16 protein-coding genes are annotated in these 25,688 nt (G+C 69.5%); 11 read left to right on the forward strand and 5 right to left on the reverse strand.

Annotation, left to right across the window (positions count from 1 at the left end; all coding sequences use genetic code 11):
- The first annotated feature begins 63 nt into the window (after positions 1-63).
- The 4 genes from POL72_RS41050 to POL72_RS41065 all read left to right on the forward strand — a co-directional run bounded on the left by POL72_RS41050 (position 64) and on the right by POL72_RS41065 (position 5,223).
- Positions 64-807, forward strand: a complete 744-nt coding sequence (locus tag POL72_RS41050; RefSeq protein ID WP_272102306.1) for a hypothetical protein — start codon at positions 64-66, stop codon at positions 805-807.
- A 184-nt stretch (positions 808-991) separates the two neighbouring features.
- Positions 992-1,792, forward strand: coding sequence for a BPTI/Kunitz domain-containing protein (locus POL72_RS41055; protein WP_272102307.1), 801 nt, complete (start codon positions 992-994; stop codon positions 1,790-1,792).
- 303 nt (positions 1,793-2,095) lie between these two features.
- A complete protein-coding gene (locus POL72_RS41060; RefSeq protein ID WP_272102308.1) occupies positions 2,096-3,817 on the forward strand; it encodes a DUF1592 domain-containing protein in 1,722 nt (573 codons plus the stop codon).
- On the forward strand, positions 3,814-5,223 hold the full coding sequence (locus POL72_RS41065) for a DUF1552 domain-containing protein (RefSeq protein WP_272102309.1): 1,410 nt from the start codon (positions 3,814-3,816) through the stop codon (positions 5,221-5,223). The genes POL72_RS41060 and POL72_RS41065 overlap by 4 nt, the downstream gene beginning before the upstream one ends.
- Positions 5,224-5,362: 139 nt before the next feature.
- Here POL72_RS41065 and metH read toward each other — a convergent pair whose 3' ends face one another.
- From metH to POL72_RS41080, 3 genes are read right to left on the reverse strand one after another with little or no spacing between them, the layout of a single operon-like run.
- Complete coding sequence (gene metH / locus POL72_RS41070; protein ID WP_272102310.1) at positions 5,363-8,044, reverse strand: methionine synthase; 2,682 nt, start codon at positions 8,042-8,044, stop codon at positions 5,363-5,365.
- Positions 7,999-9,204 carry a homocysteine S-methyltransferase family protein gene (locus tag POL72_RS41075; RefSeq protein WP_272102311.1) on the reverse strand — a complete coding sequence of 402 codons (1,206 nt, stop codon included), beginning with the start codon at positions 9,202-9,204 and terminating at the stop codon, positions 7,999-8,001. The genes metH and POL72_RS41075 overlap by 46 nt, the downstream gene beginning before the upstream one ends.
- A gap of 2 nt (positions 9,205-9,206) precedes the next feature.
- The gene (locus tag POL72_RS41080) at positions 9,207-10,160 is read right to left on the reverse strand and encodes an ArsR/SmtB family transcription factor (protein ID WP_272102312.1); all 954 of its coding nucleotides are present in this window, start codon (positions 10,158-10,160) and stop codon (positions 9,207-9,209) included.
- A gap of 564 nt (positions 10,161-10,724) precedes the next feature.
- Here POL72_RS41080 and POL72_RS41085 point away from each other — a divergent pair.
- The 4 genes from POL72_RS41085 (at position 10,725) to POL72_RS41100 (ending at position 17,623) form a co-directional block, all read left to right on the forward strand.
- Positions 10,725-12,776, forward strand: a complete 2,052-nt coding sequence (locus POL72_RS41085) for an arylsulfatase (RefSeq protein WP_272102313.1) — start codon at positions 10,725-10,727, stop codon at positions 12,774-12,776.
- An 80-nt stretch (positions 12,777-12,856) separates the two neighbouring features.
- Positions 12,857-15,166 (forward strand): multiheme c-type cytochrome, encoded by a 2,310-nt coding sequence (locus tag POL72_RS41090; protein ID WP_272102314.1) that lies wholly within the window; start codon positions 12,857-12,859, stop codon positions 15,164-15,166.
- Positions 15,167-15,280: 114 nt separating this feature from the next.
- A complete protein-coding gene (locus POL72_RS41095; RefSeq protein WP_272102315.1) occupies positions 15,281-16,381 on the forward strand; it encodes an aldo/keto reductase in 1,101 nt (366 codons plus the stop codon).
- A gap of 576 nt (positions 16,382-16,957) precedes the next feature.
- Positions 16,958-17,623 carry a nitroreductase gene (locus POL72_RS41100; RefSeq protein WP_272102316.1) on the forward strand — a complete coding sequence of 222 codons (666 nt, stop codon included), beginning with the start codon at positions 16,958-16,960 and terminating at the stop codon, positions 17,621-17,623.
- Positions 17,624-17,647: 24 nt separating this feature from the next.
- On the opposite strand, the gene POL72_RS41105 is transcribed toward POL72_RS41100, so the two are convergent.
- The gene (locus POL72_RS41105) at positions 17,648-19,264 is read right to left on the reverse strand and encodes a serine/threonine-protein kinase (protein ID WP_272102317.1); all 1,617 of its coding nucleotides are present in this window, start codon (positions 19,262-19,264) and stop codon (positions 17,648-17,650) included.
- A 736-nt stretch (positions 19,265-20,000) separates the two neighbouring features.
- Between POL72_RS41105 and POL72_RS41110 the strand changes: the two genes are divergently transcribed.
- The 3 genes from POL72_RS41110 to POL72_RS41120 all read left to right on the forward strand — a co-directional run bounded on the left by POL72_RS41110 (position 20,001) and on the right by POL72_RS41120 (position 24,453).
- Complete coding sequence (locus POL72_RS41110) at positions 20,001-20,975, forward strand: Yae1 family protein (protein WP_272102318.1); 975 nt, start codon at positions 20,001-20,003, stop codon at positions 20,973-20,975.
- Positions 20,976-21,238: 263 nt separating this feature from the next.
- Positions 21,239-23,545, forward strand: coding sequence for a helicase-related protein (locus POL72_RS41115; RefSeq protein ID WP_272102319.1), 2,307 nt, complete (start codon positions 21,239-21,241; stop codon positions 23,543-23,545).
- Positions 23,546-23,766: 221 nt separating this feature from the next.
- Positions 23,767-24,453: a queuosine precursor transporter gene (locus POL72_RS41120; protein ID WP_272102320.1), complete on the forward strand. Its 687-nt coding sequence runs from the start codon at positions 23,767-23,769 to the stop codon at positions 24,451-24,453.
- Positions 24,454-24,575: 122 nt separating this feature from the next.
- On the opposite strand, the gene POL72_RS41125 is transcribed toward POL72_RS41120, so the two are convergent.
- Entirely contained in the window at positions 24,576-25,490 is a 915-nt protein-coding gene (locus POL72_RS41125) for a hypothetical protein (protein WP_272102321.1), read from the reverse strand.
- Between the last annotated feature and the right edge of the window lie 198 nt (positions 25,491-25,688).

Genomic DNA, 25,688 nt, shown 5'->3' on the forward strand with positions numbered 1-25,688 from the left:
CAGAGACGGATGTTCCTCGCGCCGGCCATGTACCGATGGACCGCAAGAGACAGGAGGAACCACATGAATAGTTCGACTCGCGTCGCGCTCGCGTTGCTCTTCACCGCTGCCTCGCTCGGGAACACCGGCTGTCAGTCGCAGGACCGGCCCATTGGCGGCGGTGAACCCAGCCCCGACAGCAACGACAGCAACGACTCCAGCGCGGCCGCGCTGCTCATCGCGCGCTGGGAGGGATATATCGAGAACTACCAATTCCCCTCGGGAACGGACGTGATCCAGCTCGACATCGACACCGTGGAGGGCACGTCGATTCAGGGGAAGGTGCGCTTCGGCGCGGGGGCCTCGGTCCCCCCGCCCGTGGATCCGGACGTGGGCTATCCCCCGAGCGCCGACCCGGACCACCGATACGATACCCACGTGCCTTCCGAAGGGTTCGATTTCACCATGTTCGGTGCGCAGCTCACCGACCGCCGGCTGCTGTTCTCCATCGACCCCCGGGAGCTCTGGAAGGGATGGTGCGAGCTTCAAGCGTCGTACCCCGTGTCTCCTGGCTCAGAGACCTACCTCTGCATGCCCAACGAGGGGTGGAGTGGAGGGCCCGACGTCTGCTACCAGGGCGGGCAGCCCGCCGACTGCGGATACCTGGAGCTGTGTGGAAGCTTCATTTGCGATTGTCGTGAGTCCGGGTGCACCGTCGATGCGCAGAGTGCGGTCGGCTTCGATGTTGCCATCGACGAGCAGGAGGCGAACGGCAGCATTACGTTCGGGAGCAAGCTCTACAACGTCCGGCTGACGCGCGACCCCTGACGGCGAGCAGCTCAGGGACCGGTCCCCTCGACGACGCCGTCATGGTGTGCCGCGCCGCCTGGCACATCGAGGCCCAGCGCTCGCGCGATCTGGGCTGCGATCGGCCGGCGCCTCGGCCGGACGCCCAGGGCATGCCCGTTGCAACTCGCCCGGCATGCCTCGGCGCTTATCCCTGGGTCTTGGCTTGCTTACATCCCTTCTGCTCGCCGCAGGCTGCTCCGGGAAGGTGGACCGCGCAGGCTCGGGCGGCGGGGACCCGGGCGGCGGCGGTTCGTCTGCGGAGACCGGCGGCGGCGGCGCTGGCGGCGACGGGCAATTGCCCGTCCGGTGCCTGCTGCCGGCGGATCCTGGCCGGTGTGACGCGGCGTTCCCGAAATACTGGTACGACCCGGCCGCCGGCGCGTGCAGGGAGTTCACCTACGGCGGCTGTGAGGGCAACGAGAACCGCTTCGATTCCCTCGACGCGTGCGAGGAAGCCTGTCGGGGCGAGCTTCCCGACATAGGCGTCTGCAACGCGCCGAGCGATTGCGTCCTGGTGTCGCGGGGCTGCTGCGGCGCCTGTGACACGGCCAGTGCCGAGAACTTCAGAGCCATCAACCGCGCCGGGACGAAGCTCGACGAGATCATCAACGGGTGCGGGGGCGTCGCGTGCGGGGCGTGCCCGGAGGTCACCGAGGCGGAGCGCACGACCCAGTACTTCACCGCCACGTGCGAGGCGGGGCGCTGCGTCGTCCTCGACGTGCGCGAGTCGCCGCTGACGGAGTGCACGGTCGACTTGGACTGCGCCCTGCGGGACGGCCTCGGCTGCTGCGAGGGGTGCGACGGGACAGGCATCGTCGCCCTCAGCCAGAGCGCGGAGCTCGATGCCCTTGTCTGCCCCGCCGGCATGGGCGCGTGCCCCCCGTGCGCGCCCGTGTTCCCGGACGGGATGACGGCGGTCTGCTCGTCGGGCAGGTGTCAGCCGCAGATGCCCGCGACACCTTGAACGACCAGGAACGACCAGCGCTCCCGGCGTGCGCGGTCAGGCGCTGTCTCCTGAATCGTAGATAAGGCACTTTCCTGTGCCCACCTGGACGCCTTTCGAGGCTCGGCGCGTCAATGGCCGCGCTGCGCCGATTCCGGTGAACAGCTCTGGCGCACTGGACGGGAAGGACGGAAACTGAAGAAACTGAAGCGGACCGCTCCACCGCCACCTCGCATTGACGCTGGGCGCGTGGCCCCGATAGCCTTTCCCATGGAGCGCTCGTAGATTCATCTTTCTTCGACCTCATTCACGAAGGAGCTGCCCGTGAATCGAAGCACCCCGAGGATGCTGCTCGCGGCCATCGCGCTCTTCAGCGCTGCCGCGTGCTCGGGAACGTCGGGAGACGGCGGATCGGATCCGGGCGACGGTCCCGGCACCAGCACCGGCACCGGTCCTGGCCCAGGTCCCGGCACCGACCCCGGCGCCCAGTGCGAGCCCGGCGTCACCGCGCCAGGTCCGACCCCGCGCCTGACGCGGCTCACGCACGCGCAGTACGACAACAGCATCCGGGACCTCTTCGGCAAGGACATGAAGGCCTCGGCGGCGTTCCTCGCGGACCCGGCGTTCGAGGGGTTCAACAACAACGCCAAGGGGCTCCTCGTCTCCGACCGCCTCGCCCGCGACTACCGCCGCGCCGCGGAGACCATCGCGGCCGACGCCGTCGTCGACCAGGCCGTGCTCGGCAAGATCCTGCCGTGCGCGCCGGAGGGCGACGGCGCGGCCTGCGCCCGGCAGTTCATCCGGGAGCTCGGCAAGCGCGTCTACAGGAGGCCGCTCTCGGCGGAGCAGGAGGAGGCGTACGTGGCCGCATATGCCCGCGGCAATGGCCTCTTCGACGCGGGCACGCCGTTCGAGCAGGGCGTGCGCCACGTCATCGAGGCGATGCTCCAGTCGCCGCACTTCCTCTACCGCATCGAGCTCAGCGAGGAGCTCGACGGCGCGGGGATCATCCCGCTCGACGCCTACGAGGTCGCGACGAGGCTCTCGTACCTGCTCTGGAACAGCCTGCCCGACGACGCGCTCCTCGAAGCGGCGGAGGGCGGCGCGCTGGGCACGCCCGAGGGCATCGAGGCCGAGGCGCGGCGCATGCTCGACGACCCCAAGGCCACGAGCGCCCTGGACGACTTCCACGCCCAGTGGCTCCACATGAGCCGCTATGCGGATCTCTCGAAGGATCCGGCGCTCTACGAGGACTTCGACGCCAGCGTGTCCTCGGCCATGGTGGGCGAGACGAAGCAGTTCATCCGGCACGTCGTCCTCGAGATGGAAGGCGACTTCAGGACGCTGATGACGGCGCCCGTCGGCTTCGTGAACGACAAGCTCGCCCCGATCTACGGCGTCGAGGGGTCGTTCACGAGCGAGCTCGTGGAGACGCCGCTCGACCCGGCGGAGCGGGCGGGGCTCCTCACGCAGGCCGGCTTCCTGAGCTCGCACGCGTTCTTCAACAAGAGCTCGCCGATCCACCGCGGCGTGTTCATCCAGCGCCAGATCCTCTGCACCGACCTCCCGGACCCGCCGGCGAACATCAACACGACGCTGCCGCCCATCCAGGGCGAGATCAAGACGACGCGCGACCAGGTGGAGGTGCACACGTCGCCGGACGCGTGCAACAAGTGCCATGGCGTGATCAACCCCCCGGGCTTCGCGCTGGAGCACTTCGACGCTGTCGGGCGCTACCGGGCCGACGAGGACGGCGAGACGATCGACGCGACAGGCACGATAGCCGTCGGGGACGGTGAGATCAGCTTCGACGGCGCCGTGGACCTCGCGACGCAGCTCGCGGAGAGCCCCGTGGCGCAGCGGTGTTATCTGACGAACTGGTACCGCTACGGCAATGCGCGCCAGCTCTCGCGCGAGGACGCGTGCACGATCGCCGATCTCGACGCGAAGCTCGGCGCGTCCGGGTACAACATCAAGGAGCTGCTGGTCGCGCTCACGCAGACGAAGACGTTCAGGTACCGGGCCGTGGAAGAGGTGGACCAATGAATCGCAGAACGTTCTTGCGGGGCGCGTGCGGGGTGATGCTCGGCCTCCCGCTCCTCGAGTCGCTGCGCCCGCGCGACGCCAAGGCCGATCCGGCGAGCGCGCCGCGCCGGTTCATCGCCTTCTTCATGTGCAACGGCGTGAACATGGCGAAGTTCTTCCCGAGCACGCAGTACGGCGCGCTGACGGCCGCGTCGTTCGGGGCGACGCGCGCGATAGCGCCCCTCGCCGCGTACCGGGACAAGCTCTTGATCCCGCGGGGCATCCACATGGCGCCGCGCGGCTACGGCTTCGACCCGAGCGCGGGCGACGATCACGCGAAGGGGATGGGCTGCAAGCTCACGGCGCAGCCGCTCGTCCAGGGCAGCCAGTACGCGGCGGGGATCTCGCTCGACCAGTTCATCGCGAACAAGCTCAACCCGCCGGGCACGCCCGCGCTGACGCTGATGGTCGGGTCGAAGACGCCGAACGTGCGCGGGCACATCTCGTACACCGCCAGCGAGGCGCCGGTCAGCGGCGAGAACAACCCGTGGCTCGCGTACCGGGACCTGGTCGGCGGGACGGACCTCGAAGAGGAGGCGCTCGTGCGGCTCACGAAGCGCCGCGAGAGCGTGCTCGACCTGGTCTCGGTCGAGTACGAGGCCCTCCTCAAGAAGAAGCTCAGCAAGGCCGATCGCGACAAGCTCGAGATGCACTTCCAGACGGTGCGCGACCTCGAGGTGGGGATGGGCGGCACGGGCATCATCCCGCGCGAGCTCTCGCCGGAGCGAGCGGCGGAGATCGAGGCGATCGACCCGGACACGGTGGCGTTCGACGCGGAGTTCAAGAAGGTCGGTCGGATGCAGATGGACATCCTCGCGCTGGCGATCGCGACCGGTGCGACGCGGGCGGCGACGCTGCAATGGGGCTCGGGCGCGGCGGGGCCCATCTTCAAGTGGGATGGGATGGCCCACGAGTACAACCACCACAAGCTCTCCCACGGAAACACGAGGGATGACGACACCGGGAGCGCCGTGGACGGTTACGAGGAGATGCTCTTCAACATCGATCGCTGGTACGTGGGCGAGTATGTCTATCTGCTCGACCGGCTCGCGGGCTACGAGGAGGGTGGGGCCACGGTGCTCGACAACAGCGCCGTCGTGTTCATGAACGAGCTCTCCGACGGCAAGCGCCACGATTTCCGCGACCTGCCGTACATCATCGCGGGGAGCTGCGGTGGCTACTTCAAGACGGGGCAGTACATCAAGGTGACGCGGCAGTCGAGCACGGTGCAGGACAAGGACGCGCCCCACAACAAGCTGCTCACGACGTTCGCGAACGCGGTCGGCTGCACCGAGGAGGGCGGGGGGCCGATCGCGAACTTCGGCTCCTTCGGCGAGCCCGGCGAGTTCGGCGAGCTCAAGGCCTGATCCGGCGAGAGATTTCAACGCAAAGGCGCAAAGTCGCAAAAAAGAACAGATTCTGTGCATTTTTGCGACTTTGCGCCCTTGGCGTCTTTGCGTCGAAATTTCTCCTCGTTCGCGAGACAGATCCCTGGCGAGATTTTTACTAGTTTGAAGCGTCGTAGTTGAGGTTCGGGCCGAGCCAGCGCTCGACCTCCCCGACGGTCATGCCCTTGCGCGCGTGGTAGTCGACCACCTGATCGCGATCGATCTTTCCCAGGCTGAAGTACCGGGCCTCCGGGTGCGCGAAGTACAGGCCGCTCACGCTCGATCCGGGCCACATCGCGAACGACTCGGTGATCCGGATGCCGGTGTTCTTCTCGACGTCGAGGAGCCGCCAGAGCGTGCCTTTCTCCGTGTGATCCGGGCACGCAGGGTACCCCGCCGCGGGCCGGATGCCGCGGTACTTCTCCTCGATGAGTTCGGCCTTGGTCAGGTCCTCCTGCCGGCCATAGCCCCACTCGTCGCGCACCCGCTTGTGCAGGCACTCGGCGAACGCCTCGGCCAGGCGATCGGCGATCGCCTCGGCCATGATGGCGTTGTAGTCGTCGTGCTTCGCCCTGAACCGCTCGCACAGCTCCTTCAGGCCGATCCCGGCGGTGACCGCAAAGCCGGCGATGTGGTCCCGGAGGCCGGTCTCCCTGGGCGCGATGAAATCCACGAGCGACCGGTTCGGCTCGCCGTTCTCCTTCGCCGTCTGCTGGCGCAGGAAGTGAAATCGCTCGAGCACCTTCGTGCGCGTCCCGTCGGTGTACACCTCCACGTCGTCGCCCACGGCGCTCGCGGCGAAGAAGCCGTAGACGCCGCGCGCCGTCAGCAGCTTCTGCTCGATGATCGTGTCGAGCAGCGCGTTCGCCTCGGAGAAGAGCTGGCGCGCCTGCTCGCCGTACTTCTCGTGCTCCAGGATCCGCGGATAGACGCCCTTCAGCTCCCACGTGTGGAAGAACGGCGTCCAGTCGATGTACTCGCGCAAAGTGGCGAGCGGGAAGTCCTCGAGCACGCGCACGCCGGTGAACTCGGGCACCGGCAGATCCTCGGCGCGCCATTCGATCGGCGTCCGGTTCGCGCGCGCGGCCTCGATGGAGACGAGCTTGTGCTTCGGCGCCGCGTGGAGCCGGCGGAGCTTCTCGTACTCGGCGCGGTGCTGGGCGACGAACGCCGCCTTGCCCTCCTCGCTCAGGAGGCTCGTCGTGACGGGCACGGCGCGGCTCGCGTCGACCACATGCACGACCGGCTCGCTGTAATGCGGGGCCACCTTCACGGCGGTGTGCGCCTTGCTGGTCGTCGCCCCGCCGATCAGGAGCGGCAGCTTGAAGTTCTGCCGCTCCATCTCGCGGGCGACGTGGATCATCTCGTCGAGCGACGGCGTGATCAGCCCGCTCAGGCCGATCAGATCCGCCTTCTCCTGCCTGGCGCGCTCGAGGATCTTCTCGCACGGGACCATGACGCCCATGTCGATCACCTCGTAGTTGTTGCACGCGAGCACGACGCCCACGATGTTCTTGCCGATGTCGTGGACATCGCCCTTCACCGTGGCGAGGACGATCTTCCCCTGCGTCTTCACTTCCTGTCCAGCGGCGGCCATCGCAGCCTTCTCCTCCTCCATGAACGGCGTGAGGTACGCGACGGCCTTCTTCATCACGCGCGCTGATTTCACCACCTGCGGCAGGAACATCTTGCCGGCGCCGAAGAGATCTCCGACGACGCTCATTCCATCCATCAGCGGGCCCTCGATCACGGCGAGCGGGCGGCCGAGCTTGGCGCGCGCGTCCTCCGTGTCGACATCGATGTACGTGTCGATGCCCTTGACCAGCGCGTGCGACAGCCGCTCCTCGACGGTGCCTCTGCGCCACTCCTCTTCTTTCTTCTCGGTCGCGGCGGCGCCGGCGCTCTTGGCCTTCAGCGCTTCGCCGAAATCGACCAATCGCTCCGTCGCGTCCGGGCGCCGGTTGAGCAGGACGTCCTCGACGAGCTCGCGGAGCTCCGGCTCGATCTCCTCGTACACCTCGAGCATGCCCGCGTTGACGATGCCCATGTCCATGCCGGCACGGATGGCATGGTAGAGGAACGCCGAGTGCATGGCCTCGCGCACCCGGTTGTTGCCGCGAAAGCTGAACGAGATGTTCGACACGCCGCCGCTGACCTTGGCGTGCGGCAGGTTGGCCTTGATCCAGCGGGTGGCCTCGATGAAGTCGACGGCGTAATTGTTGTGCTCCTCCATGCCGGTGGCGACCGTGAGGATGTTCGGATCGAAGATGATGTCCTCGGGAGGAAACCCCACCTCGTCGACGAGGATGCCGTACGCGCGCTTGCAGATCCGGATCTTGTCCTCGTAGGTGGCGGCCTGCCCTTGCTCGTCGAAGGCCATGACCACGACGGCGGCACCGTACTTGAGGATGGTCCTCGCGTTCTCGCGGAACTTCGCCTCGCCCTCCTTGAGCGAGATGGAGTTCACGATGCCCTTGCCCTGCATGCACCTGAGGCCGGCCTCGATGACCTCCCATTTCGACGAGTCCACCATGAACGGGACCTTCGCCACCTCGGGCTCGCTGGCCAGGAGCAGCAGGAAGCGCGTCATCGCAGAGACGCCGTCGATCATGCCCTCGTCCATGCAGATATCGATGACGTTGGCGCCGTTCTCGACCTGCTGGCGCGCCACGCTCACCGCTTCCTCGAATTTCCCTTCCTTGATGAGCTTCGCGAACTTCGGCGACCCGGCGACGTTGGTGCGCTCGCCCAGGATCATGTAAACGCCGGGCTGCTGCGTGAACGGCTGCGAGCCGGACAAGCGCAGGGGGATCGGCGGGCCGGACGAGGGCGCGCCGCCGGGCGGGGCCTCGTCGGGGGTCTTCGGGGCGAGGGCGCGCGCGGGGGCTTGCCGGCGAGCGCCTTGGCGATGGCCGCGATGTGCTCGGGCGTGTTGCCGCAGCAGCCGCCGGCGATGTTGAGGAGGCCTGCGTCCGCGAAGCCGCCGATGTGGCGCGCCATGTCCGGCGGCTCCAGATCGAAGCCCGTGGGCGAGAGCGGGTTGGGCAGGCCGGCGTTCGGGTAGCAGGAGATCGCGGCGCTGGACTTCTCCGAGAGGTCGGACAGGAACGGATACATCAGGTCCGGGCCGAGCGAGCAGTTCAGCCCGATGGCGAGCGGGTTCACATGCTTCACCGCGTTCCAGAACGCCTCGACCGTCTGCGCGGAGATCATCGTCTCTCCGCCGCGCCCGACCGCGGCCGAGATCATCACCGGCAGGGTCTTGCCGTCCTTGTCGAACACCTCTCGAACGGCGACGAGCGCGGCCTTCGCGTTGAGCGAGTCGAAGATGGTCTCGACAAGCAGCACGTCGGAGCCGCCGGCGATCAAGGCGCGGATCTGGTGGACGTACGCTTGCTTCACCTGATCGAACGTCACGACGCGGAAGCCGGGGTCGTCGGCGTCCGGGGAGTTGGACAGCGAGACGGTGAGCGGGCCGATGGCGCCCGCGACGAACCGCTGCCGCCCGTCGGCGTTCGCCACGCGATCGGCCCACTCGCGGCACTGCCGCGCGGACTGCTCGTTGATCTCCCAGGCGAGGTCGTTGAGGAACGGGTCGTCGATGATCCCTTGATAGAAGGCTGCATCCTTCCGCCCGCCGTGCTCCCGCGGGTCGTCCACGAAGAACTCGCTCTGGGTGATGCTTGTCGCGCCGAAGGTGTTCGTCTCGATGATGTCCGCGCCGGCCTCGAGGAACCGCCGGTGGATGTCGCAGATCATCTCCGGCTGCGTGAGCGAGAACAGATCGCCGTTGTTCAGCAGGTCTTTCTTCGAACCCGCGAATCGCTCTCCCCGGATGTCCGCTTCCTTCATCCCGTAGGTGCGGATGGTCGTCCCCATCGCGCCGTCGATGATGACGATGCGGCTCTGGAGGAGCTTCTGGAGTGGATGGAGGGGAGGCGTGGGGTTGTTGGACGGCATGATCAGCCTCGCTTGGCGCTCTTGGAGGGACAGGGGGTCGGCTTGTCGGCGATGGCGAGCACGACCTGGAAATGGGGCTTCTTCGTCTCGCGGCAGGCGACTTCGGACGCGACGACATCGAGCTTCACGCGGGTGAGCATGGCGCGGATGTCGGCGGGCGAGAAGCCGGGGTGGCGCTCGCCGTAGGGCACGGTGATCTCCCGCTGCTGGTGCGCGTCGAGCGACAGGACGACCACCCTGCCGCCCGGGCGGAGCACGCGGGCGCACTCTTCCAGCGCCCGCGGCGGGTCCTCGGCATAGGTCAGCGTGTGAAACACGAGGACCGAGTCGAAGGAGGCGTCTCCGAACGGCAGAGCGTGGACATCCGCGACCTGGACGTGGACGTGGGGCTGGGTCGAGAACCGCTCTCTCGCGGCCTCGATCATCCGGCTGCTCGAGTCGACGCAGGTGAGCGAGCGGCAGTAAGGCGCGAGCGCGCTGGCCGCCGCGCCGTCGCCCGATCCGACGTCGAGGACGTCGCCGAGGCGGAGCAACGCGGCGATGCCGACCGCGAGCGACTGCCACGTCCGGCCCGGGGAGTAGTGCCGCTCCATCTCGCCGGCGAAGGACTCGGGGAGGCCGCCGCGCCGCTCGGCGTCGAGCTCCAGGAGGCGCCGCTGGTCGCCTTCCAGCGTCGGGTCGGGCGACTTCGTGGCCTCATCGAGGAGGGCCTTCGCGGTCCCGGGCAGGGTATCGAGCGCGAGCGCATAGAACGACTGCGGGCCCTGGCGCCGATCCCGGACGAACCCCGCCTCGCGGAGCCGCCCGAGGTGCGTCGAGACGCGCGACTGCGCGATGCCCGTCACGCGAACCAGATCCGTCACCCGCAGCTCGCGCTCGCGGAGGAGCACGCAGAGCCGTATCCGGCTCTCGTCCCCGAGGAGGTTCAGCGTCTCGATGTATTCGGAAAGACTCATGTATTCATGTATCTAGATGTGCGAATGTCATAGAGGCGCCGGCTGCCGGAGTCAAGCGCGCCGGTGCCCGAGGAGCGCCGAGCGCTGGCCGCCGAGCTGAGCCCGGAACACTGGCCGGGCTTCGGACCGCCGCTGTTCAGAACGATCCGCCGACCGCGAAAATTGTCTTGTATAGCGTCATGTAATCCGTTATAGCGGACACATGTCTTCTTTCCTCGTGGCCACGCGGGCGTTCGGTGTTCACTCGGGGGCCCCTGGCGGGTGCTGTCGAGCGAGCGCTCGTCGCTCTTGCTGTAGTTAGCCGCATGGGCCGCGGCGCGAGCTGCGGTGAGGAGAACAGCGAGGCAGCGCACCCGCGTCCACGGGGCGCGCCGCGCTGCCGTTCGTCGTGACGGCCGAGCCACGCGGCTCATCACCGTCCGAGTTGCCCTTCTCGTGGCGCGCCCGGCTGACTTTTGGCCAGTGCGTGAGCCGAGGCGTCCCTTCGGGAGGACGGCGGAACCTCGCTGTCGACGACGTTCGACTCCGGCATGCGGCGCTTCCAGCACTCTCAAGGAGACAGGTATGAAGCGGTTCTTCGAACGTCACCGATGGATTGGTTCGGCGCTCGCGACCGGGCCCTGGTTGTTCGCCACGCTGCTCGGCCCGATCGGCTGCGAGAGCAACGACGACTCGGGCAGCGGCGGCAATGCTGCTCAGACCAGCAGCTCGAGCGGTTCCTCGGGCGGCACCGGCAACGCCACGAGCGGAGCCGGCGGCGGTGGCAACTCGGGTGAAGCCGGCGCGACGGGCGAAGGCGGCGGCGGTGCAGCGGGCTCGGGCGGCGCTGCCGGGGCCGGCGGTGCAGCGGGCGGCGGCGGCGGTACGGGCGGCGGAGATGGCGGTGCCGGCGGCAGCGGCGGTACGGGCGGAGGTGGCGGCACGGGCGGCGGCGGCGGAGGTGGCGGCGACGGCGGCACGGGCGGCGGTGACGGCGGCACGGGTGGCGGCGACGGCGGCACGGGTGGCGGCGACGGCGGCACGGGCGGCGGCGGCACGATCGTCGAGTTGCCCAACATCGTCACGATCGTGGCCGACGATCTGGGCTTCTCGGACCTCGGCGCGTTCGGCGGCGAGATCAGCACACCGAACCTCGATACGCTCGCCGCCGAAGGCCGCATCCTCACCGGGCACCGCTCCGGATCGCTGTGCGCGCCGACCCGCGCGATGCTGGTCTCGGGCACCGACAGCCACGCTGTCGGGCTGGGCCGCATGGGCGGTGGTACTGGACCGCAAGCAGGGCAGCCCGGCTATGAGGGCTACCTGACCGACAACGCGCTGTCCGTCGCCGAGATCCTGAGGGACGCCGGCTACCATACGTACATCGCCGGCAAGTGGCACCTCGGCGACACGGAGGATCAGAGCCCTCCGGCGCGCGGCTTCGAGAAATCGTACGTCCTGCTCCCCGGCGTGGCAACGTTCTTCAACGAGTTCGCCGACCCGCCCACGACCGCGCAGGCTCAGCTCTATCGCGAGGACGGCGTGTACACGCAGCCGCCGCGCGACTTCTATGCGCCCGAGTTCTACACGGACAAGCTCATCCAGTACATCGAGAGCAACCTCGCCGACGGCAAGCCGTTCTTCGCGTTCGCGACGTACACAACGCCGCACTGGCCGCTCCAGGCTCCGCCAGAGTACATCGACAGGTACCGCGGCCGCTACGACGCGGGCTACGACGCCATCCGCGAGCGGCGCCTCGAGCGGCTCAAGAGCCGAGGCGTCATCCCCCGATCGTTCACGCCGAATCCCCGCTTGCCGAGCGGCGGCAGCAACCCGAAGACCTGGGAAGAGCTGACACCGGACGAGAGGATCTACGAGGCGCGGCGCATGGAGATCTACGCCGCCATGGTCGAGAACCTCGACGCCAACATCGGCAGGTTGATCCAGTACCTCAAGCGGGTCGGCGAGTACGAGAACACCTTCATCTTCTTCCAGTCCGACAATGGCGCGGAAGGTGGCACGCGCGAGGGCTTCGCCGCCACCGACCCGAGCCGCTCCGGACCGGTGGTGAACACGCTCGAGAACCTGGGCCGACCGGGCTCGTACATCGGCGTCGGACCCCGCTGGGCCGAGGTGAGCGCCACGCCGTTCCGGCTGTGGAAGAGCTACACGACCGAAGGCGGCATCGCCGTTCCGGCCATCGCACGGCTGCCGGGACAGCACCAGGCCAGGCCGCAGTTCGACGGAACCACGCACGTGATCGATTTCCTGCCGACCGTGCTCGAGCTGGCCGGCGTGCCCAATCCGGGGAGCACCTACAAGGGCAGGGAAGTCGAACCGATCAGCGGGCACTCGATCCTGCCGGTGCTCGAAGATCGGGCGACCGGCCTGCGCGCGCCCGGTGAGACGTTGATCTGGGAGCACGGCAATCACCGCTACGTGATCCGCGACAACTGGAAGCTCTTGTGGCTCAGCGCGCCTTATGGCCCGACGCCGCGCGCCTGGAGCCTGTTTGATCTGGCCACCGACCGCGGCGAGATCAACGACGTTTCCGCGGCTCATCCGGACGTGGCGGCCGAGCTCGCCGCCGCGTGGGCGCAGTACGCCACCGCTCGCGGAGTCATCCTCACCGAGTAAACGCGCACCCCGCCGCGCGCGAGACCCGGGCGTCTCTGCACGATCCGCGTCTCGCGGCGGCGCTCGCCTCTGCCCCGCACATGGCCGATTCCCGACTCGCTCGCTCGTGGCCCATCGCTGTCGTGATCCTGGCGCTCGGCGGGCTCGTGGTCTGGCGCGCGCCAACGAGCGCGTCCTCCCTCACCCCAGCCGGCGCCATTCCGGCGAGCGCTCCGGGGGTGAAACCCGGGGCGGCGCGCGGCGACGCCGCGGAGGCCTCGTCGGCTGCCGCAACGCGGGTCAGCCCCGCGGAGCGGTCGCCAGAGCGTGCAGCCTCCGGCTTCGTCGGCAGCGACCGCTGCGCGCCGTGCCACGCCGAGGAGCACGCCGCGTGGCAGGGCTCGCAGCACGCGCGGGCCATGCAGCACGCGAGCGCCGCCACCGTGCTCGGGAATTTCGAGGGCGCGCGCCTGCGTTACGCCGGGCAGGTCCACCGCTTCGATCGCCAGGACGGAAAATACTGGGTCACCACGGACGGCCCCGATGGTCAGCTGCACCGCTATGAGGTGCTGTACACCTTCGGCGTCGAACCGCTCCAGCAGTACCTCGTTGCCGGCCCGGGCGGACGCTTGCAGGCGCTGCCATTTGCGTGGGACGCGCGCCCCCAGACACGCGGTGGGCAGCGCTGGTACCACCTGAACGAGCGCGACGACGTGCGCGCCGGCGACGTGCTGCACTGGACCGCCGCCAGCCAGAACTGGAACCACATGTGCGCCGAGTGCCACTCGACGCACGTCACGAAAGGGTACGACGCGGCCGCGGATCACTTCACCACCACCTGGTCCGAGATCAGCGTCGGGTGTGAAGGCTGCCACGGCGGCGGCGCGCGCCACCTCGACTGGACCAAGGCGAGGACGCCGGACCCCTCGAAGGGCCTCGACGTGCGCTTCGACGAGCGCCAGGACGCCACGTGGACGCGGCTGCCCAGCGGCACCGCGCAGCGTGGCAAGCGTCCATCGAGCGGCACCGAGAGCGCCACGTGCGCGTTCTGCCACAGCCGCCGCGAGACCCTCTCGCAGCCGTTCCGGCATGGTGCCCCGCTGCTCGACAGCGTGGCGCTCGAGCTGCTGACCGCGCCTTTCTACACGCCCGACGGCGTGATGAGCGACGAGGTCTTCACCTACGGCTCGTTCCAGCAGAGCAAGATGGCGAATGCCGGCGTGACGTGCAGCGACTGCCACGATCCGCACTCCGGCCGCCTGCGCGCCGAGGGCAACGGCGTGTGCGCGTTCTGCCACGAACCGGCGCGCTTCGATGTCCCCGCGCATCACCACCACGCAGCGAACGCCGCCGCAGCGAACGCCAGCGCCACGCCCGGCGCGCCCGCCGCTCCGCGCTGCGTCGACTGCCACATGCCGGCGCGCACGTACATGGGCGTCGACGTCCGTCACGATCACGGCTTCCGGGTGCCTCGGCCGGATCTCTCGGTCCGCCTCGGGATCCCGAACCCATGCGCCGACTGCCACGCGCAAAAGCCCGCGAGCTGGGCCGCCGACGCCGTGCGAGCCTGGCTCGGCCGCCCCGCGCAGGGCTACCAGACCTATACCGAGGTCTTCGCTCTCGCGCGCACCGCGCCTGGCGATCCGGCCGTTGCCGCTGAGCTCCAGCGGCTCGCGACCGACCGCGCCATCCCCGCCATCGCGCGCGCCACCGCGCTCGCCTCGCTGCGCGCCGCCCCGACGGCCGCGTCGCTCGCTGTCCTCCGCGCGGCGCTCGCCGATCCCGAGCCATTGCTACGGCGCGCTGCGCTCAGCGCGCTGGAGGGCTACGATCCTCGTCGCGCCGCGACCGTCGCCGCGCCGCTCCTCGCCGATCCCGTCCGCGGTGTGCGCGTCGAAGCCGCGCGCGTGCTCGCGGGCGTCGACCTTCGCGCCTTGCCCGAGCGCGCCGCGCAGGAGCTGGACGGGGCGTTGCGCGAGTACATCGCCACGCAGACCCTCCACGCCGATCGGGCCGAGGCCCAGAACAACCTGGGCCTCGTCTTCACCCGCACGGGCAAGCCGCGCGACGCCGAGCACGCCTACCTCGCCGCGCTTCGCATCGAGCCCGGCTACGTCCCCACCTACGTGAACCTCGCCGACCTCTATCGCGAGCTCGGCCGCGACGCGGACGGCGTCGCGCTGCTCCGGCGCGGAATCACCCGCCTTCCCGAGGAGGCCGAGCTGCTCCACTCGCTGGGCCTCGCCCTGGTCCGGCAAGGCCACCAGGATCAAGCGCTCGAGCCGCTGAAACGTGCCGCCGAGCTCGCGTCCGAGCAGGCTCGCTTTCAGACCGTCTACCAGGCCGCGCTGACCGCCCTGCGATCATCCCCCCAGGCTGCTCACGCCCAGCCGCGTCTCGGACGGCCATGAGCTCCTCCAGCCCTCAGCGGTCACCACTTCGGTCGTGAACGCGGGCTCGTCCCTGCGTTCGCATGGCATGTCCCCTGCAGTCGGGGTTCGCCCTGAAAAGGAGCGTTGCCTGTCATGACGAAGCGACCTTCTCGGCGGACCTTTCTCCACGCCGCCGGTGCCAGCCTCGCGCTCGGCGCGTGTGCGCGGAGCGCGCAGCTGCGGCAAAACGCTACATCCCCGGGCGCGGGCGCTCCGGAGCCTCCCGAGGGGCCTTCCTCCGGGGCGCCGGAGGAAGAGGACGTCGAACTGCCGGCGGGCGGCGTGATGCCGATGAGGACTCTCGGGCGGACCGGCGTGAAGGTCAGCCTCCTCGGCCTCGGCGGCTACCACATCGCGGTTCCCGACGACGAGCAGGAGAGCATCCGGCTCGTTCGCTTCGCGATCGATCACGGGGTCACCTTCCTCGACAACTGCTGGGACTATCACGACGGCAAGAGCGAGGAGCGCATGGGCAAGGCGCTTCAGGACGGATACCGCAGCAAGGTCTTCCTGATGACCAAGCTCGACGGCCGCACCCGGGCGACCGCCGAGGCGCAGCTCGAGCAGTCGCTCCGGCGGCTGCGCACCGACGTCATCGATCTCGTGCAGATGCACGAGATCATCCGGATGGGCGATCCCGAGCAGATCTACGGGCCCGGCGGCGCGATGGAGGCGCTCGTGGCCGCGAAGAAGGCCGGCAAGATCCGGTTCATCGGCTTCACGGGACACAAGGACCCGGACATCCACCTCGCCATGCTGAAGATGGCCGAGCGGCAGGGCGTCCCGCTCGACACCGTGCAGATGCCCCTCAACGTTTTGGATCCCCATTACCGGAGCTTCGAGAAGAAGGTGCTCCCGGTGCTGGCGCAGCAGGGCATCGGGGTGCTGGGAATGAAGCCGTTCGCCGGCGGGGAGATCGCGAAGACAGGCGTGGTCTCGCCGATAACCTGCCTGCACTACCCCATGAGCTTGCCGACGTCGGTGGTCATCACCGGCTGTGACAGCCTGGGTGTCCTCAAGCAGGCGCTCAAGGCGGCTTACACGTTCCAGCCGCTCGGCAGCGAGCGCGTCTCGGCGATCCTCGCGCGCACCGCCGAGCTCGGCGCCAGAGGGGAACACGAGAAGTTCAAGACCACGGAGCGCTTCGACGGCACGACGAGGAACCCCCACTGGCTGACGACCGCGAACCTCTGAGCAGGAGCCCCGCGGGGCTCCCAACGCAAGGGGGCAAGCCTCGCAACGGACGTCGCCGCGCCGGCGCCCTGCTCCTCCGCCGGCGCCCCGCGCGCGCCAGCCGCCGCACGTGCCCGAGCGTATGGATTTTTTAGCCCCACAAGAGAGAGCGCCGCCGACGACATCGATCGGTTTTTGAACTACCGTCGCTTTCTCAGGAGAGTGAATGAATCAGGGTTGCATGTCCGATATGGCCGGCTGCCTCGCCGCCCAGGCGCGAGCCCATGTCCGATATGCAGGGGGGCCTGGTCGAGCACGCGTCGGCCATGTCGTCCGGGCGTTGGGGCTCCTGCATGTCGATGTCCAGTGGTGCGGCGTGTCAATGAATCACGAACCTGTTCGACGACTTGACCAGGATGGTGGATGGCATGTTCTGCCCACTGCGATGTGGGATAAGACGCCCCTTGACTTACGGAACCCGTTTGCTTGCACTATCCGCCCGAGTCGGTCTCCCTCCGCCACGCGGCGATTCGATCCTGGTCAAGTCGTCGAATAGGTTTGTGATGTCAATGAGAAGATCTGAAGAGGCAGGCGGTCATGGACGTCTATGAGGCAGTCAGGAGCCGACGGGCGGTGCGCGGATTCACCGACCAGCCCGTCTCGAGGGAAGTGCTGGAGCGCGTGCTATCCGCGGCGGCTTGGTCGCCATCCGGGTCGAACCTCCAGCCGTGGAACATCTACGTGGTGACCGGCGCGCCGCTGGCCGAGCTCAAGAAGCTCGCCGTTGAGCGCGTGGCTGCAGGCGACCCCTGGGACGAGCGGGAGTACGAAATGTACCCGACGGGGCTGAAGTCGCCGTACAGAGAGCGCCGGTCCGCCTTCGGCAGGGAGCGCTACGCCTCGCTCGGCATTGCTCGCGAGGACTGGGAGGCGCGGCAGAGGGCCGCGATCGCGAACTGGGACTGTTTCGGCGCGCCCGCCGCCCTGTTCTGCTACATCGACCGCGACGTGGGCCCGGCCCAATGGGCCGACACCGGGATGTATCTGCAGACCGTCATGCTGCTGCTGCGCGCCGAAGCGCTGCACAGTTGCCCGCAGATGGCGTGGTCGCAGGTTCGCAAGACCGTCGCGCAGGTCCTGTCATCCCCGGACGGGCTCATCCTCTTCTGCGGCATGTCGATCGGCTACGAGGACCCCACGGTCGGTTACACCCGTACGGGCCGGGCGCCGCTCGACGAGACAATCAAGTTCGTCGACGGTTAGTTCGCGCTCTTCAGGGACCGGACACTAGAAGCCGAAGGTCGGATCCTTCTCGGAAGTGCCCTTGTTGGAGGGCGCAGCCTGGGAAGGCCGCCTCGCCGGCGGAGGCGCCGACGGACGTGTCGATCTGAGCGTGGCCCTCGCCGAGCCGGAGGGGGGAGCGGGTGAGGGAGCTGCCGACGCGGCGTCTGCGCCCGCCGGGGCCGACGAAGCCGACGTGGCGGGGACGGCGCTCTCGTCCGGGGGAGGCGGGGAAGGCACCTCCTCCACCCGCGCCGGCGCTGCGGCGGATCCCGGAGCGTGGGGCGGAGACGCCGCCGCAGGGGCAGCGGTGACCTCGGGAGCAGGCGAGCGAAGCAGGACGACGGCGGCGATCCCCAGGCCGACCACGAGTACGCTGGCAGCCACGGCGAGCGCCGCTCGCGACGGGGCGCGACGATCCACGGGCGGGGACAGCGCACCTCCCACGGCCTCCAGCGTGCCGCTGGCGGTCAGCGTGCCGCCCGCGGCCAGCGTGTCGCCCGGGCCCCCCACGCCTCCCGGGACCTGGGTGCGGTCCGCCACGACCGTCCCGCCCGCCGCCAGCGTGCCGCCGGCGGTCACCGCGTCGTCCAGGGCCACGGTGCCACCCCCGACGGCCTGCGCGACGCCGTGAGCCTGCGCGACGCCGTGAGCCTGCGCGATGCCGAGAGCCTGCGCGATACCGTGAGTCGGCGCGCCGCCGTGAGCCGGCGCGACGCCCTGAGCCAGCGCCTCGGTCGAATCCAGCGAGTCGCGCGAGTCCGGCACCACCCCGCTGCGCTGCACCGCCGCGGCGAACGCGCGGGCGAGCTCGCTCGCGCTCTGGAACCGCTCCGCGGGCTCGCGCTTGAGCGCGCGCTCCAGGAAACGATCCAGCTCGGGCCAGAGGTTCGGCGCGAGCTGCGAGGCGACCGGAATGTCGCCCGTGCAGATCTCCACGAGCACGTCGCCGAGCTCTTCGCCGGGGAAGGGCAGCTGGCCCGTGAGGCACTGGAAGATGATCACGCCGAGCGACCAGAGATCGCTGCGGAAGTCGATCGTCTTGCTCCGGCGCACCTGCTCCGGGCTCATGTAGTGCGGCGAGCCGATGAGCGTGCCGGTCTTCGTCGCGTCGGCGGCCAGCCCGGTGCCGGTCGACTTGGCGACCCCGAAGTCGAGGATCTTGACGATCTCCTCGCCCTGCCGCGCGAGGAAGATGTTCGCCGGCTTGAGGTCGCGGTGGATGAGCCCCACCTCGTGCGCGCGGCGGAGCGCCTTGCTCACCTGGCTCACGATGCCGAGCAGCTCCTCCGGCTCGAGGCGCCCGTGGCGCGCGAGGTACGCCGCCAGGTCCTCGCCTTCGAGCAGCTCCATGGCGAGGTAAGGCGTGTCGCCCTCGAGGCCGTAGTCGTAGACGTGGACCACGTTGGGCGTCCGGAGCTGGGCCGACGCCTTCGCCTCCCGCTCGAACCGCGCGCGCGCGACGGGGGAGTCGGCGTGCTGCGGCATCATGAACTTGAGCGCGACCTCGACGTCGAGATGGAGGTGCCGGGCCACCCAGAGGAAGCCCATGGCGCCGCCCGACAGCGGCCGCTCCAGGCGATACTTCCCACCGACGACGCTCCCCGCTTCAAGCGACAGCATGCGATCGAGCCTTCCGCGTCCCAGCGTCCGTCCGTTCGGGCCTCCGCGGTCTAGCAGAGGCCGGGCCCCATGTCGCGCGTCTTACAGCGGCCGGCATCTCGTCCCATCATGCCACGGGCCCGGCGGCGCGACGAAGGCCGAGCGCAAGCGGGCTGCTGTCGCATCTTCTCCTCCCTGCATCGGCAGGCTGCTCCCAGGCCCTCCGGGCGCTCCGCGGCATCAAGGCGAGGGGTCGATGTCGCTGAAGAGGGAGAAGCCGTTCTCGCCCAGGTGGCCCAGGGCATCGTTCCTGCGAATACAATATTAGTGAAATTCTCGCTGTTCAGGCGCTCGGGGCCCGCCGAACCCCGACGTCGATGCAGCCCAGAGCGAGCTGCCGTGCTCGTCCGTGACACGGGCCAGCGCGCTGCGTGCGCAGGAGCTCGATCCCCAGCGTCGATGTCCACGCCTTCGACCGCCGCGTCCTTCGCGCTCTCCCGCGGTACGCGCACGCGCACCCCGAACATCCCCCCGACGAACTGCCACTCTCCTATCCATCGATTCGCACCCCCAAGCCGCAGCGGCGCAGCGCTGAAGACACGATTTTTGAACGACATCGATGAGGAGCATGTAATGGCCCGATTCTTCTCCTCCCCATACGCGACGTCACTCTGCGTCGCTTCGTAAAATCAGCCTGCACCACGCGAAAATTGGCTTGCTGGCACGCTCGATGAATCCCATCCTCGTCACCGCATCAATGCGCAGCAGATTTGACGCCTTCTGCAAGAGCGTCCTGCGCGAGACCCTCGGTCTCGTCGGCGGCGCCAACACTCAGGTCGAGGTCATCGCAACTTCCCAGACCATGGACATCTGGTACGTGCCCGATCCCGCCCGCGCCGCGTTGCGCGCAGAGCTCGGCCTGCTCGGCGAGCTCGCGGCAGAGCCCTGTCAGTTCGAGCCCTTCCACGACACCCCCGGTCCGGCCGAGCTGCGCGGCTGCGTCCGCAAGCAGCTCCACTGGCATCATGAGCTCGAGCGCCGCGCCGGCGGCGCCGTGCCCTTCCCGCGGCTATGCGTCCTCAGCAGCGGCCGGCCCGCCACCGTGCTCGACGCGTTCGGCTTCGACCCGGTGCCCGGGCGCCCCGGCCTGTACCGGGCCGCGCCGGGATGGCGGATCGACCTCGTTGTCATCGCCGAGCTGCCGCGCACCCGAGACACCCTGCTGCTGCGCCTGCTCGGCGCGCGCGCCGTGCTCCGGGATGCCATTCGTGAGCTCATCGCCCTGCCCGACGACGCCTGGGAGAAGGGCATCGCCCTGCCCTGGCTGTTAAGATTGCGCTTCGAGGTCCCGGCTGAGCCCTCGGCGCGCACCGCGGAAGACGCGGAGGAGGAGGAGATCGTGACGGAAGTTCAGCAGTGGTTCGAGCAGCTCAAGCAATCCCTCCGCGACGAGGCGCGCAGGGAGGGCCTTACCGAGGGACGCAAGGAGGGCCTCCAGGAGGGGCGCAAGGAGGGCCTCCAGGAGGGGCGCAAGGAGGGCCTCCAGGAGGGGCAGCTCCGGGTGCTGGCGAGGCAGTTCGAGAAGAAGCTGGGCCGACCGCTGACCGAGATGGAGCACTCCGTGTTGGCTGAACGGTTCGAGCGCCTGGGCGCCGATCGCCTCGACGATGCAAAGCTGGCACTCCCGCCCGAGGCGCTCGCCGCTTGGCTCGCGGACCCGGCGGCACGCTGAGACAGATCCGTCGTTCGCCGACGGTGTCTACGCTTCCGTCGCGGGGCTCGACGCGGCCGCGCGCCGAAGCGACGATCGCCGTGCCGTCAGCGGTGACAGGCCCACGGGGCCTCCGGCGCGGGTCGGGCTCCGCCGCTCGGGCTCCGCAGGGCCATCGGCGAGCCCGAGGACGAGCCCGCCCAGCAGCAAGGACCCGAGGCGCACGCCCTCGGCGTCTCGCGCGGAGGCGTAACTGCGGCGTCCGGTACTAAGCTGCGTGCGCCATGGTCGACGCTTCCCCCATCACCGCCGTCCTGGGCCCGACCAACACCGGCAAGACCCACCGCGCCATCGAGCGCATGCTCTCGCACGACTCGGGCATGATCGGCCTGCCGCTGCGCCTGCTCGCGCGCGAGGTCTACGACCGCGTGACCACCCGGGTCGGCGAGGCCCGCGTCGCGCTCGTGACCGGCGAGGAGAAGCGCGTCCCGAGGCGGCCGGACTACTGGGTGTGCACCGTCGAGGCGATGCCGGTCGATCTGGAGGTCGACTTCCTGGCCATCGACGAGATCCAGCTCGCCGCGCACGACCAGCGCGGCCACGTGTTTACCGAGCGCTTGCTCCTCTCGCGCGGCCGGCGGGAGACCTGGTTCCTGGGCGCCGACACGATGCGGCCGCTCGTGGCCGAGCTCGTGCCGACCGCCAGCATCGTCCAGCACCCGCGCCTCTCGCGGCTCGCGAGCGCCGGGGCCGGTAAGCTCTCGCGGCTGCCGCCGCGCAGCGCCGTCGTCGCGTTCTCGACCCCGCAGGTCTACGAGATCGCCGAGCGGCTGCGCGCGCAGCGGGGCGGCGCGGCCGTGGTGCTCGGCGCGCTCTCGCCGCGCACCCGCAACGCGCAGGTCGCCCTCTTCCAGTCGGGCGAGGTCGACTACCTCGTCGCCACCGACGCGATCGGCATGGGGCTCAACCTCGACGTGCGCCACGTCGCGTTCGCGGCGCTCCGCAAGTTCGACGGGCGCGCCGTGCGCGACCTCGACCCCGCCGAGCTCGCGCAGATCGCCGGCCGCGCGGGCAGGCACCTCGCGGACGGGACCTTCGGCACCGTCGCGCCGCTGTCGCTCCCCGACGGCGTGGCCGCCGCGATCGAGGCGCACAGGTTCCCGCCGGTGCGGAGGCTGCTCTGGCGGAGCAGCGAGCTCGACATGAGCTCGATCGACGCGCTCCTCGGGTCGCTCCGGGCGCGCCCGCGCGCCCGCTCGCTGAGGCTCGTCGACGACGCGGAGGACACGGCCGCGCTGGCGAGGCTCGCCGAGGACCCGGAGGTGCGAGCGCGCGCGCGGGGTGAAGAGGCGGTGGGGCTCCTCTGGGAGGTCTGCCGCATCCCCGACTTCCGCAAGCTCCTGTTCGAGTCGCACGTCGCGCTCCTCGCCGAGATCTACGGGCAGCTCTCGGGCCCGAGCGCGGCGCTCGACGCGGGCTGGATGGCCGCCCGGGTGGCCGAGATCGACGAGGTGGGCGGCGACATCGACACGCTGATCACGCGGATCGCGTCGATCAGGACGTGGACGTACATCTCGAACCACGCGCGCTGGGTCCGCGACGCGGCGGCGTGGCAGGAGCGCACGCGGGCGATCGAGGATCGCCTGAGCGACGCGCTCCACGAGCGGCTGGTGCAGCGCTTCGTCGAGCGGGGCGGCGGGGCGGCGCGCCGCTTGCGGGCGGCGTCGGGCGCGCGGTCGTCGCCGGGCGCGCGCCGGGAGGAGGCCGAGCCGCCGGCGGTGGCGGAGGGGCACCCGTTCGCGCCGATCGCGGCGCTGCGGGCCCGGCTCGCGCCGGGGCCTGCCGCGCCGGCGCCCGAGGACGACCGGGCGCGCTGGGTCGAGGCGCTCGTGGGGGCGCCGCACGAGCGGTTCTCGGTCGACGTGGGCGGGCGGATCTTCGACGGCGAGCGGCTGCTCGGGCAGCTCGCGCGCGGCCCGACGCTGCTCCTGCCCGACGTGCGGCTCGCCGCGCTCGAGGACCTCGGCGCGGGGGCGCGCTCGCGCGTGCTCCGGCGGCTCGTGGCGTTCGCGCGCGATCTCGTCGAGGCGCTGCTCGCGCCGCTGCGCGCGCCCGAGGTGCGCGCGCTGCCGGCCGCGGCGCGCGGGATCGTCTACCAGCTGGAGCAGGGGCTCGGGACGGCGGCGGCGCGCGACGCCGAGGAGCAGGTCGCGGAGCTCGCGCCGGAGGGCCGGGCGCTGCTCGCGGCGCACGGCATCGAGGTGGGCGAGCGCGTGCTCTACGTGCAGCCGCTGCTCCGGCGCGGCGCGCTGGAGCGCCGCCTCGCGCTGTGCGCCGCCTGGTTCGACCGCGGCCGGGTGCCCGCGTGCCCGCCGCCCGGCGCGGTGTCGATGGCGGTCGCGAAGGGCGTGGATCCGCGGGCGTACGCGGCGATCGGCTACCCGGTGTTCGGGACGCGGGCGCTCCGCGCGGACGTGGCGGAGCGGGTGCTCCGGGCGCTCGCGAGCGGCGAGCCGGCGGAGCGGCTCTCGGGCTGGATGGGGTGCCCCGCGCGGGAGGCGCCGAGGGTGGCGGCGTCGCTGCTGGGGTAGGAGCTGCCTGAGGTAATTCCTCGTTTTTTTTGCTTTGAATTGGCCGGATTTGAGAGATTAGATTCTAAGTTCGGCTTGATGTTGTGCGAAGATTCAAGCTTATTATCTAGATTCAGCCGACTTTTGTCTTGTTTGTTGACCAGGATGTCTCGCTGCCCTGGGCACCCGGGCTCACAACTGCGGCGGTCCCCACGCCCGCCTTAAAAAACGAGGCGATTCTCATGTCCGAATTGTCGTCCAGGAGCGCGAGCCAAGATCTGGCGAACGCCGTCAGACCGGCGGCCATCATCGTCATCTCGCTCTATATCGCGGCGCAGCTCATCAGCCAGATCGCAAGCCTCAAGATCGGCGTCGTCTTCTCGCTGGCCGTGGACATGGGGACCTTCATCTATCCCCTTACCTTCACCTTGCGGGACATGGTCCACAAGACCATCGGCAAGCGCGGCGCCCAGACGCTGATCCTTTGCGCCGGCGGGGTCAATCTCCTGATGGCCCTCTATCTCCTCTGGGCCGCACAGGTGCCGTCCGACCCGTCCTGGGGGCTCGGCGAGCAGTTCTCGGCGATCCTGAGCCCGGTGTGGCGAATCGTGTTCGCGAGCATCGTCGCGGAGGTCGTGAGCGAGCTGCTGGACACCGAGGTTTTTCATCGGGTTCGCGAGGCCTATCTGAGAAAAGCGGGCCCCAGGCGCCAGTGGCTCGCGGTCCTCGCGAGCAACGCGGTCAGCGTTCCGGTCGACAACCTGCTGTTTTGCTTCGGCGCCTTTGCCTTTGTGCTGCCGTTCGACGTGATCCGGCAGATCTTCGCCATCAATCTGGCGACCAAATTCGCCATGACCCTGATAAGCCTGCCTGGCATCTATCTCGTGCCCGAAAAGAAGAGCGAGGACGCCCCCGAGCCGCAGGCATAGCTCCGCGGTTTGCGGGAGATCGAGCAACGGTCCGCTCGCCACAGGTCCAGGCCTTCCATCCTGGCTTCGCCTCCGGCAGCGCTACCGTGGCGGTCTCGAGCTCGCTGGGGTCTGCCCACTGCTCAAGGCTTGCAGAAATCCTTGGCCGTCTGGACGGCGGCGACGGTAAGCTTCACCCCCTTCGCGCTGCCGGAGATGACGTACTCGGACGCCCCGTAGATGTCCGCGCCCGGCGCCCAGTTGTACGAATAGCCCAGCCTGGTCCAGGGGAAGCCCGTGGGCGTCTGACCCTTCTCCGGCACCTGCCATGAGGACATCGCCTGGTTCGTGAACCACCTGTAGTAATCGGCCGGAGCCGGTGCAGGCTGCTTTTCAGGCAGCTTCGTCCCGTTGCAGGAGTCGGTGTCGACGCGGGCGTCCGTGCACGGGCGGAAGATGCTCGCGGCCGGCACCCCCGAGAACGTGACGAACTGCCGCTCCATCGTGTCCGCGGGCAGCGGCGGCTGCGGGGCGGACATGCCGAGGACCTGGTGGATCTGGAGCACCACATCGCCTGTCCATGTCTTGCACTTGTTCTGGAGCTCGCCGTTGCTCGTGACCCACACGTCCCACTTCACGTTCACGGGCTGCTGCGCCACGTACGCGCCGCACTTGTTCGGTCCGCCGTCGCCCCGGCAGCCGGCCCAGGTTGTCACGGTGTAGGTGCCGTTCGCGTCGGGCTTGAGCGGCACGAGCTTGCGCGCGGCAGCGGGCGTGACGACGGCGGACTTGAAGATCGCCTCGCTGTAGAGCGCATCGAGATCCACCGCCGCGGGGGCCGCCGGGCCGGGTGCGGCTGTTGCCGGCGCGGTGGCGGCCGTCGCCGGCGAGGTCGCGGCAGGAGCGGGGCTCGTCGCAGGGGCCGCGGGCTCTGGGCCGGGTGAGGGGGCGGTGGCCGCGGCGGGAGGCCGCGCCCCCGACTCCGCGACACACGCTCCGAGCGGGAGCAGGAACAGGCTTGTCATGGCCGCCGTCGCGGCGCGTGAGGAACGGATCATCTTCGCGGCTTCTCCTTGGTTGTCGAACAACACTATCCGACCTGCGGTGCGGGCCAAAGCGTCACGGGCCCCGTGTGCTGGAGGCGCTGCCCGGTCGGCCACGTCGAGTCCGGCGCGACGTGAACGAAGGTCATCTCGATGCGATCGACGAGCCCTCGGTCGCCGCGAGCTCTTCAGGACCGCGCGTCGACCGCGGCG

It is taken from the genome of Sorangium aterium, from assembly GCF_028368935.1.
Taxonomy (GTDB): Bacteria; Myxococcota_A; Polyangia; order Polyangiales; family Polyangiaceae; genus Sorangium; species Sorangium atrum.

What these genes read in the sequence shown, in the direction of transcription:
- POL72_RS41115 (WP_272102319.1), top strand. Translation starts at nt 21,239, where the DNA reads ATGGTCGACGCTTCCCCCATCACCGCCGTCCTGGGCCCGACCAACACC.
- POL72_RS41065 (WP_272102309.1), top strand. Translation starts at nt 3,814, where the DNA reads ATGAATCGCAGAACGTTCTTGCGGGGCGCGTGCGGGGTGATGCTCGGC.
- POL72_RS41095 (WP_272102315.1), top strand. Translation starts at nt 15,281, where the DNA reads ATGACGAAGCGACCTTCTCGGCGGACCTTTCTCCACGCCGCCGGTGCC.
- POL72_RS41125 (WP_272102321.1), bottom strand. Translation starts at nt 25,490, where the DNA reads ATGATCCGTTCCTCACGCGCCGCGACGGCGGCCATGACAAGCCTGTTC.
- POL72_RS41100 (WP_272102316.1), top strand. Translation starts at nt 16,958, where the DNA reads ATGGACGTCTATGAGGCAGTCAGGAGCCGACGGGCGGTGCGCGGATTC.
- POL72_RS41105 (WP_272102317.1), bottom strand. Translation starts at nt 19,264, where the DNA reads ATGCTGTCGCTTGAAGCGGGGAGCGTCGTCGGTGGGAAGTATCGCCTG.
- POL72_RS41085 (WP_272102313.1), top strand. Translation starts at nt 10,725, where the DNA reads ATGAAGCGGTTCTTCGAACGTCACCGATGGATTGGTTCGGCGCTCGCG.
- POL72_RS41120 (WP_272102320.1), top strand. Translation starts at nt 23,767, where the DNA reads ATGTCCGAATTGTCGTCCAGGAGCGCGAGCCAAGATCTGGCGAACGCC.
- POL72_RS41050 (WP_272102306.1), top strand. Translation starts at nt 64, where the DNA reads ATGAATAGTTCGACTCGCGTCGCGCTCGCGTTGCTCTTCACCGCTGCC.
- POL72_RS41075 (WP_272102311.1), bottom strand. Translation starts at nt 9,204, where the DNA reads ATGCCGTCCAACAACCCCACGCCTCCCCTCCATCCACTCCAGAAGCTC.
- POL72_RS41080 (WP_272102312.1), bottom strand. Translation starts at nt 10,160, where the DNA reads ATGAGTCTTTCCGAATACATCGAGACGCTGAACCTCCTCGGGGACGAG.
- POL72_RS41090 (WP_272102314.1), top strand. Translation starts at nt 12,857, where the DNA reads ATGGCCGATTCCCGACTCGCTCGCTCGTGGCCCATCGCTGTCGTGATC.
- POL72_RS41110 (WP_272102318.1), top strand. Translation starts at nt 20,001, where the DNA reads ATGCGCAGCAGATTTGACGCCTTCTGCAAGAGCGTCCTGCGCGAGACC.